This is a genomic window from Xenorhabdus sp. Sc-CR9, assembly GCF_963897815.1.
GTDB lineage: Bacteria > Pseudomonadota > Gammaproteobacteria > Enterobacterales > Enterobacteriaceae > Xenorhabdus.
The window spans coordinates 1-8,804 of sequence record NZ_CAWQTY010000239.1; the positions used below are offsets into that span (position 1 = coordinate 1).

6 protein-coding genes and 5 pseudogenes are annotated in these 8,804 nt (G+C 46.0%); 6 read left to right on the forward strand and 5 right to left on the reverse strand.

What is annotated here, in order from left to right; genetic code table 11:
• The first annotated feature begins 484 nt into the window (after positions 1–484).
• Entirely contained in the window at positions 485–1,207 is a 723-nt protein-coding gene (locus AACQ81_RS19095) for a DUF2931 family protein (protein WP_237388259.1), read from the forward strand.
• A 346-nt stretch (positions 1,208–1,553) separates the two neighbouring features.
• Here the strand turns inward: AACQ81_RS19095 and AACQ81_RS19100 are convergent.
• The 3 genes and pseudogenes from AACQ81_RS19100 to AACQ81_RS19110 all read right to left on the reverse strand — a co-directional run.
• Positions 1,554–2,114, reverse strand: a pseudogene (locus tag AACQ81_RS19100) (helicase RepA family protein); the annotation flags it as partial.
• Positions 2,081–3,034 carry a primase-helicase zinc-binding domain-containing protein gene (locus tag AACQ81_RS19105; protein WP_336885693.1) on the reverse strand — a complete coding sequence of 318 codons (954 nt, stop codon included), beginning with the start codon at positions 3,032–3,034 and terminating at the stop codon, positions 2,081–2,083. The gene AACQ81_RS19105 and the pseudogene AACQ81_RS19100, both read right to left, overlap by 34 nt.
• A 111-nt stretch (positions 3,035–3,145) precedes the next feature.
• Complete coding sequence (locus AACQ81_RS19110) at positions 3,146–3,352, reverse strand: helix-turn-helix transcriptional regulator (RefSeq protein ID WP_237388260.1); 207 nt, start codon at positions 3,350–3,352, stop codon at positions 3,146–3,148.
• Positions 3,353–3,548: 196 nt separating this feature from the next.
• Between AACQ81_RS19110 and tnpA the strand changes: the two genes are divergently transcribed.
• From tnpA to AACQ81_RS19130, 4 genes and pseudogenes are all read left to right on the forward strand, one after another.
• Entirely contained in the window at positions 3,549–3,866 is a 318-nt protein-coding gene (gene tnpA / locus AACQ81_RS19115) for an IS66 family insertion sequence element accessory protein TnpA (RefSeq protein WP_237388261.1), read from the forward strand.
• Positions 3,863–4,216, forward strand: a complete 354-nt coding sequence (gene tnpB, locus AACQ81_RS19120; RefSeq protein WP_237388262.1) for an IS66 family insertion sequence element accessory protein TnpB — start codon at positions 3,863–3,865, stop codon at positions 4,214–4,216. The genes tnpA and tnpB overlap by 4 nt, the downstream gene beginning before the upstream one ends.
• Before the next feature lie 70 nt (positions 4,217–4,286).
• Positions 4,287–5,201 (forward strand): annotated as a pseudogene (gene tnpC / locus AACQ81_RS19125) (IS66 family transposase); the annotation flags it as partial.
• A pseudogene (locus tag AACQ81_RS19130) lies at positions 5,198–6,712 on the forward strand (conjugative transfer ATPase); the annotation flags it as partial. The pseudogenes tnpC and AACQ81_RS19130, both read left to right, overlap by 4 nt.
• Before the next feature lie 200 nt (positions 6,713–6,912).
• Here the strand turns inward: AACQ81_RS19130 and AACQ81_RS19135 are convergent.
• Positions 6,913–7,806, reverse strand: coding sequence for a LysR family transcriptional regulator (locus tag AACQ81_RS19135; protein ID WP_237388263.1), 894 nt, complete (start codon positions 7,804–7,806; stop codon positions 6,913–6,915).
• A gap of 141 nt (positions 7,807–7,947) precedes the next feature.
• On the opposite strand from AACQ81_RS19135, the pseudogene AACQ81_RS19140 reads away from it, so the two are divergent.
• Positions 7,948–8,667 (forward strand): annotated as a pseudogene (locus AACQ81_RS19140) (isopropylmalate synthase); the annotation flags it as partial.
• Between the two features lie 22 nt (positions 8,668–8,689).
• Here the strand turns inward: AACQ81_RS19140 and AACQ81_RS19145 are convergent.
• Positions 8,690–8,804 (reverse strand): annotated as a pseudogene (locus tag AACQ81_RS19145) (IS630 family transposase); the annotation flags it as partial.

Sequence of the window (8,804 nt, forward strand, 5' to 3'; positions counted from 1 at the left end):
ATGGTCAAGCAATGTGATTGCGGGGCACCAAGCCAAAGAAATAAGCTTAAAAAAGCCAGCTGGTGTGATGATTACCGCGCCCAAGTTTTCTTTGGCTGAATGTTAATCAAAGTATGCTCGTGCCCTGATGTGACCGTCTAGACGGTCACCAAATTCAATCATAAAAAGACTTATTACAAGACGTCAATCTTGGATAAGCATGGTCTATTTTTTAAGAAACCGCCTGAATCGCCAGCCAGATCAAAAAAACTATTGCTCAGGGGCGGGCTGTCAGGCAGGGACAGAAACCTGAGCCTTTTACTCAGGAAGAACTGACATTAATATGGTCTAAATACACTCACTTTTCAGCAAACTGGAACAATACAAAAACAAAAGATAATACAACGCAAGGGGATATTTTACCGGCGGAAATTGCTTATGCGAATCGTCCTAATAGTAATTGGCGTAGAACTATTTTTGATAATAATGGCAAGGATATTTCAGAATGAGAAACAACAATACATTAGCTTTGTTACTTTGCTCAGGCATGATATTGGGGTTAACGGCTTGTCAGTCGTATCCATCAGTGTCCTATTCATCAGGAAAGCGGGTAGTGACTTACAAACCCATTGTACGCAATAGCGAACCGCTGCCTTATGAGAAGTGGAGATTCCAATTTATTACCCCAAAATATTCTCCTGTCAGTATTAGTTTTGTCCAGTTTTTGGATGAAGATAATTATATTGTGCAAAAATTTATGCCTGATGGCGCTAATTCAGATTATAGAAGTGTGAATTCGTGGAGCAAGAAATTAGGAGGGGGGGCTAGCGGGATTAAAAACCATGGTGAAGCCTTGCCTCTCTCGTTGACAGTCTGCTGGGATTCAGTGATTGATAAAAAATCTTATCAGACGCTATTTAAATTCACACCAGCTGTAAGACAGCTGATGCGCGAACCTGCTTTCTATCCCGGCTATAAGAAACAACCACCAGACTATCGAGAGCGAATTTTTATTGGTCTGGCTCCCGCTGGAACTGCACGCGCTTGGTTGCGGGGGATCGATAAAAACAACGGCGATAATATCTTAGTGGCCACAGGTGAATCGATTTCTGGTGATAATATGACGATTTGCCGGGACAAAACAAACCATCCTGATGGTTATGGTGAATATTCCGAACGTATCAAAAACTTTATCAAAGGGAAAAAGTACCCTTACGGAGAGTGGTAAAATGACCACTTTGAGTTTTTTGCTTCGCTTGATAGTGAGTTTAGGGTATCACTGACGCGCTACGCTTGTCTTCTCCGTGTTACTGGGCTAATTCATTAACCCAGTAACACGGAGATCTAAAAAATTCCTGCCAGAAAAAAGAGTAATTCCTCACCCGCTCCTCATTTTTCTCCTCACTTTTTATTTTCCTCACTGCAAAAACAGGTGAGGAATTGAGATTTATTTATCCTTAAAAATCAATGTCTTTTGTATTCCTCACTTTTTCCGTATATATACGAGAAAAGTGAGGAATATGGCGAGGTGAAAAATTCCGTTCCTCACCTCTCCTCACTTTCTGACTCTCTTTTTAATTGTCATTATTCTGGTTAACAAGGGCGAGTTCCTGCCCGTTCCGGGTAATCAGCCTGTCATGCTCTAACTTGGTTAACCAGCGGCTGAAATTCTTTACATTCACTCCCATCGCCTTTAAATCATCACGCACAAGGGCAATGGAACAGGGTTCTTTCAGGGCAGTGCGCGAGCGTATACACTGCCACAATACCGTGTGGTTATCGGTTTTATTGGCAATGAGTCCGATTTCTTCCTCTTCAACCGGATCGCGCGGCCTGTCAATCAGAGCCAGTGATGTAATATCCTCCCCGTCTTTATCGGTAAAAAGTTCAACCACGCGCAGGTCATAGGCTTGGGGTTCCGGCTCTTCGGCATCTTTCATTTTGGTGCAGGTGATAACCAGTGCATCACCTTTTTTCCCCTCCCGGTTGATCCGGTATTCAACATCCAGCGCAGCCCGAAACGCACTGGAACCCCTTGCGCCTTTGCTCTCATCTTTGCCGGAATGGTGAACAACCAGAATGCTGGCTCCTGTTTTGGCTTTCAGTTCGTCACAGCCCCGGACGAAAGCGCCCATAACGTGATCCAGCCATTCACCGCAATAGCGGCTTTTTCTGCCGAGATTCTGCCGGTATTCACTTTTGGTTTGCCGTTTTTATCCAGTTCGTCGGGATGATGCCAGTCGTTATCGGCGGCAATAATGATTTTCGTGTCCGGCCAGCGTTCTCTGACTGATTGGGCAACAGAGAGCAAATTGCCCGCATCCAGCGCGGCCAGAACAGTCCCGTTACAGAGTTGGTTCACTGTGAGTGCCGTGGCGTAACCTTCGGTAATGATGACCGTATCGGGGCGTTCTTCCAGCACTGACAGAGCAATAAACGCGCCTTTCTTCTCGCTGCCAGTGAGGAATTTTTTCTCACCATTCGGTTTGATGATCTGCGCCCCTGTGACTTTATTGTCCAGTGTTGTCAGCATTAACACGGTTGATTTATCGGACAGCAGTCGCTGATTAGGGCAGTGCAGCCCCTTTGCAGTCAGATAGGGCGATTGCCCGATAACTGTTTGCGCCATCAGTGCTGCCACTTTGTCGGCAATCGGTTGTATTGGATAAAAGTTTTCTTTGGCGGGTTTGGGGTCGGGCAGAGGCAATGCCAGTGATCCAGCAATGATTTTCGCCGCCTCAGTAATCGAAATCTTTTGGGTTCTTGCTACTAAATCCAGTCCATCACCGTAGTTGGGCGTATCACACTGGCGGCAATGCCAGTTGCCATGATGGTGATCATCGATAAAGTGAAAACGGTCAGTGCCGCCGCAAATCGGGCAGGGGCCATGTTTACCTTTTGCCGGAACGTCAATACCACAGGCAGGCAGCAGATTTGCCCATGAATACATGACTGATGTTTTCACGGTCTGGATCAGGTCGAGCGGTTTTTGACTGCCGGATTTTTTTTGAACTGTAAATTCAGGGCGAGTTTGGGTATGCTGTATGTCAGCCATCGTTTTTTACCTTACTAAACGGTTATTGGTGAAACGCCTCAGATGTGTTCGCGCACTCTGGGGCGTTGTGTTTTTATGTAATGTTTCTTATGTCATATTCTTTTGTGCACCTTATGCCGCGCGTGATCCCGCGATGCGTTGGGCAATCCAGTTATCTATTTCTGATTCAATAAACGCGGTGGAGCGAGGGCCGATTTTGACCTGCTTCGGAAATTCCCCGTCACCAATCAGTTTGTAACTCCACGCATTGCTGTAACCCGTTCGGCGCTGCACTTCCGGCAAACGGATAAGATTTTCCTTCAATGCTGTCACTATCATATTCATTCTCCTGTTACCGAGTCCCTGAGCGCTCATCGTGGACGTTATTGGATGACAGGCGAATTATTGAAAAAGCCCCCTTAAATAAACAGCGTTAATTGTTTTTCTTACGTAAGCGTACGGGGAACCCCACCTAGCCAGGGTAAATCCACGGATTAAAATAGTTTCACCTATTCTTATGATGGAAAAAGCCCACATGAGCCAATCCAGGTTTACACCAGCCGAGTGGCTGGACATGTTTGAACAGCAGAAAAAATCCCAACTGACTGTTCAGCAGTTTTGCCAAAAAATCGGTATCTCAATGACCCAGTTCTATCACCATCGTCGATGTGACGCTCGTTCACAGGAAAAGCGATCTGAGTCCGCTGCCTCGCCTGCTTTTATTCAAGTCAGCACCGCTCAGAAAAAATCTATGGTCCCCATCTTATTTGAGACACCGCAGGGCACACTGCGTTTTCCTGCCGGCACGGACATGCACGTTATCATTGCGATTATTCGGGGGCTTACCGCATGAAAATGTTTGTGGATGTGCCGGAGGTGTATTTGTGCCGCCCGTTTATCGACTTCCGAAAATCCATCAACGGGCTGGCGGTCTGGGTGGAGCTGGAAATGCAGCTCTTGCCGACGCAAACGGCGTTATTCCTTTTTTGCAACAAGAAGCGGGATAAACTCAAGATCCTGTACTGGGATAAAACCGGGTTTGCGCTCTGGTACAAGCGGCTGGAGAACGCGAAATTCAAATGGCCCACCGCCGTCAACAGTGCCTCCCTGACCCTGACAGAGCAGCAATTGCATGGGCTGTTATCGGGTTATGATGTCATCGGTCATCAGCCGCTGTCCGTCCAGAATTGCCATGTCACCTGATCCCTTGATGATCATCAAACAGACGGGCAATAAGTCAGATTTTGCGCCGGGGAAGGGATAAAATGTTCCCATGAAAATCGATATTGATGCCCTGCCCAATGACCCTGCTGAACTGAAACGGCTGCTGATTAAGCAGTCGCAGCGGCTGGCCTTTTTGGAAGAGCAGTTTCGTTTAGCACAGCAAAAACGGTTTGGCGCTTCGTCGGAAGCTTTCCCCGGGCAAGGGGAGTTGTTTAACGAAGCGGAAGAGATCGCGTTGTCGGCTGACACTGCCCCCGCGCAGGAAACCCTCACCGTTACCCGTCATAAGCCGACACGCCAGCCCCTGCCCAAAGACTTACCGCGTGAAACCGTGTTCCATGATATCGCCGATGAGGAAAAACAGTGTGCATGTTGTGGCGGCAGGTTGCATCAGATGGGGGAAGACCGCAGTGAAAAGCTGCTGTTCATCCCAGCCCAAGTCAAGGTGATTGAACATATCCGCCCTAAATACGCCTGCCGTGAATGTGAAAAGTCCGGGGTTCAGACCCCTATCAGACAAGCTCCCCTGCCAGCGATGCCCATCAGGAAAGGCATGGCAACCAGCAGTCTGCTCAGCCAGCTTATTACCAGTAAATATCAGTATGGGTTACCCTTGTACCGCCAGGAAATGTTGTTCAAACAGTATGGCATTGACCTCAGCCGCCAGACCCAGAGTGACTGGATAGTAAAATCCGCCCAGCTGTTTGCGCCGTTGGTGGCCAGGTTCAGGGAAACGCTGTTGCAACAACCGGTTCTCCATGCGGATGAAACCCCAGTGAAGGTGGTGACGTCCGAAAAAACGACAAATTACATGTGGGTCTATTGTGTGGGCACCGATGCCCCCGAGCCACTGACGATCACGCCTAATATCGTGTTGTATGACTATCAGGCCAGCCGCTCAGGGACGTGTGCCGCCGACTATCTCGCCGGTTTTCAGGGCTATCTGCAGGTGGAGGGCTATCAGGGCTAAATGCTTATTTGCGAGCCTTGCCGATGTGCTTTAACCCGCAGAAAGACAAAAAACACTGGTATACCCGCCTGACCTGGGTGCAGCATCTGGCCGGGTTACTGCCGGTCACCGGCCGTTCAACCGGCACCGGGCATCCGGGGTTCAGTTTCTTTAACCGGGGCGGGGCACCGCTGACCTTTGATCCGATGAACAAACAGGATCGCACCCAGAATGCCCATTTATTGCTGTTTGGCCCGACCGGTGCGGGGAAGTCCGCCACCCTGTGCGCTTCGTTAATCCAGTTGATGGCAATACACCGGCCGCGCCTGTTTATTGTCGAAGCCGGCAACAGCTTTGGCCTGCTGGCTGATTACTATGAGAGTCTGGGGCTGACAGTGAATAAAATCGGCATCAGACCGGGCTGTGGCGTCAGTCTGGCCCTGTTTGCCGATGCCCATCAGTTGCTGCAACTGAGTCCTGAGCAATTGCGGATTAATGAAGCCGATATTCCTGAGACGGATGAAGCACAGGAAGAAGGCGATGAACAGCGCGATATTCTGGGGGAAATGGAAATTGCTGCCCGACTGATGATCACCGGCGGTGAAAAAAGAGAGGAAGAGCGCCTGGCCCGCTCTGATCGTGGTCTTATCCGCGAAGCGATTATGATAGCCGCACAGACCAGTTTTAACGAAGCACTCCAGATGGTGGCTTCAGACTTACAAAATGCCCTTTATGTCATCGCCCGTAATCATCAGCAGGATGAACACGGGCAGCCGTTAATCACCGCACACCGGCGGGAATGGGCGGATGAAATGGCCAGTGCTATGTCAATGTTTACACAAGGCTTTGAGGATGAACTGTTTAACCGCCCCGGTACGCCGTGGCCGGAAGTGGATGCCACCCTGATTGATTTGGGCACACTGGCACGGGAGAACTACTCGGCCCAGATGGCACTGGCGATGGTGTCGCTGATTAACAAAGTCAATAACCTGGCTGAACGGGATCAATATCAGGATCGCGAACTGCAACTGGTGATTGATGAAGGGCATATCACCACGACCAACCCGCTGTTATCACCGTATATGACTAAAGTGGTCAAGATGTGGCGTAAACTGGGGGCCTGGCTGTGGCTCGCTACACAAAACCTGGCAGATTACCCTGACACCGCTGAAAAGATGCTGAATATGGCAGAGTGGTGGTTATGTCTCACCATGCCACCGGATGAAGTGGAGCAAATCGCCCGCTTTAAAAAGCTGACGGAAGAGCAGAAAGCGGTGCTGCTCTCTGCCAGTAAATTACCCCGTTGTTATACTGAAGGCGTGGTACTGGCAAAAAAAATCGAGGCCTTGTTTCGGGTGGTGCCCCCGAGTCTTTATCTGGCGCTGGGCATGACGGAAAAAGAAGAAAAGGCCGAGCGACGGGCATTAATGCGGGCACACCAGTGCAGTGAACTGGAAGCCGCTGTTTTGGTAGCCAGAAAAATGGATGTTGCACGAGGTTTATTGAAAAAAGCTGAGTGCTGCTGAATCATTCAAATGAATTTTAATGTGGTAGCGAAGGTGCCCTGTTTGCAAATTCTCTAATGTATAACGAGCAGTTGGTAGAGGTTATTTTCCAACGGTTTCTTGGCCCAACAATCATCCAGCACCAGTTTTCTCCGTGATTATACCGAGAGCAACGGCTTATGTGTGGACAGGAGTAACTTTATTCAATATTTATACTGCCATTATTCTGATAATGAGAGGCGTAGATAATCAGCAAAAAGTGTGTGCAAATCACTCTGAACTGCAACATGTAAAACAAGCTGAATGGCTGGAACACTAGGTACTCCATGTTCGGTGGATAATATGCATTGGTCATCGGTTAATGTACCATGTGGTAATAATCCAATTCCCAAGCCATGTGCTATTGCACTTCTTATGTTTTCAAAGGAAGAACTGACATATGAAAAGAAATACGGTTTGTTCACATTATCCAGTATTTTTGTGGCATATTGGCGGATAACACAGCCTTTGGGAAAAGTAACCAGAGGAATTTCTTGGAGTTCACTGAAATATAAGGCCTTTGAGGCAACCCAGTACAATAGCTCAACGTGCAAAATACTTTTATCATTGGTGTTAATCGGCTTTCCTGCTATTTCTTTTGTTATCGTCATATCTAATTGTTGTTTTTCCAGTAGAGCAGAAAGTTCAGGCGATGAAGCAGCAGTAATCTCTATTTTTAATTCAGGATGTTCAGTAAGACACCAGGAAATTGCTTTGCGCAGTTTTGTAATACTGAAATCATTAGGTACACCGAGCGCAATTTTGCTTCTCAATTGGGATTTTTTCACTAATTGTAGCGCTTGTGTCATACGGGAAAGGATTTCCTTTGCCACAGGTAAAAGCTGCTTTCCCTCGTTAGTTAACCCAATAATATACCCTTGACGCCTATCGATTAAACGACAACCAATATCATTTTCAAGCCGTTTAATACTGAAGCTGAGTGTAGATTGTGTTCTCCCCAATTCTTCACCAGCTTTAGCAAACCCCCCATGTGTAGCAACAAACACAAAAGCACGCAGTTGTTCAAGAGTAATACTGCGTCCATCGAAACGATTAGTACTAATATCCTGCTTCATAGCACCACCCTTGTCACTATTATTGATAAATTCAATGATAAGAAAGAAATTATTCATTTAACAAAATAAAAACATTTAAGCAACATTGTTGGGCTGAATATTTTTTAATTAAATTAAATTAAATAAGAAAGAGGTTATGACATGGCCTTATTGACACTACCTAAGAATCATAAACCACGATTCTCAAATTTTAATATTGATGGTATTTTGGATGAAACACTGAGGGAAGGCTCTGAAAGATGCCCTTTTTCGATTCAAACAGATAGAAAAATACCCTTAATATCAACTATATTTGAAACAGGAATAAGAGATATTGTTTTTGGTTCTGGTCCAAAAGACCCAACAGATTTAGCCTCTGTTATAAAGCTGCTTGTTCATCAAAATAAACTTCCGTTTGATGCTAAATTTTCGTTTATCATGCTATTAAATTGCCATGAACCTCTTATGAAGCAATTTAAATATTTCCCTGATGAATTTAAAAAATATGTAACTATCAGTTTTGGAATGGTTTCGTATAAATCAGATGAAAAAACATTTGAAAGAGCAACTGAAGAACTTCGTGGCTACGGTTTTACAAATTTTAGAGTGAGTTTGCTAAATAATTTTAGTTCAGGGGTGGATGAAGTATCTTATGAAAAAATAATAAAAGAAATTGATCGAACACTACTTATGGATATCAATGTAGTTCGAGTTAATGATTCATTAGGAACGATATATCCTGAAGCAATGGCTATACTGGCTGCTAACTTACGCCATGATTACCCTTTAGTCAATTTCTGCCTACATGCCCATAATGATAGAGGATTGGGATTACAAAATGCGTTAGTCTCTATTTATAACGGCTTCAATTTAATTGAGGGGGGATTTGCTGGTAAATCACTTTTCATAATAGTGCTCCACTCATTTTTTGTATTCCGGGCTTTTGCTGCGATGAAAACGATCGTAAAAAGACATCGACGTGATTGAGTAATTGCCACATAAATTGACAACAATGATTC

What these genes read in the sequence shown, in the direction of transcription:
- AACQ81_RS19095 (WP_237388259.1), top strand. Translation starts at nt 485, where the DNA reads ATGAGAAACAACAATACATTAGCTTTGTTACTTTGCTCAGGCATGATA.
- AACQ81_RS19105 (WP_336885693.1), bottom strand. Translation starts at nt 3,034, where the DNA reads ATGGCTGACATACAGCATACCCAAACTCGCCCTGAATTTACAGTTCAA.
- AACQ81_RS19110 (WP_237388260.1), bottom strand. Translation starts at nt 3,352, where the DNA reads ATGATAGTGACAGCATTGAAGGAAAATCTTATCCGTTTGCCGGAAGTG.
- tnpA (WP_237388261.1), top strand. Translation starts at nt 3,549, where the DNA reads ATGAGCCAATCCAGGTTTACACCAGCCGAGTGGCTGGACATGTTTGAA.
- tnpB (WP_237388262.1), top strand. Translation starts at nt 3,863, where the DNA reads ATGAAAATGTTTGTGGATGTGCCGGAGGTGTATTTGTGCCGCCCGTTT.
- AACQ81_RS19135 (WP_237388263.1), bottom strand. Translation starts at nt 7,806, where the DNA reads ATGAAGCAGGATATTAGTACTAATCGTTTCGATGGACGCAGTATTACT.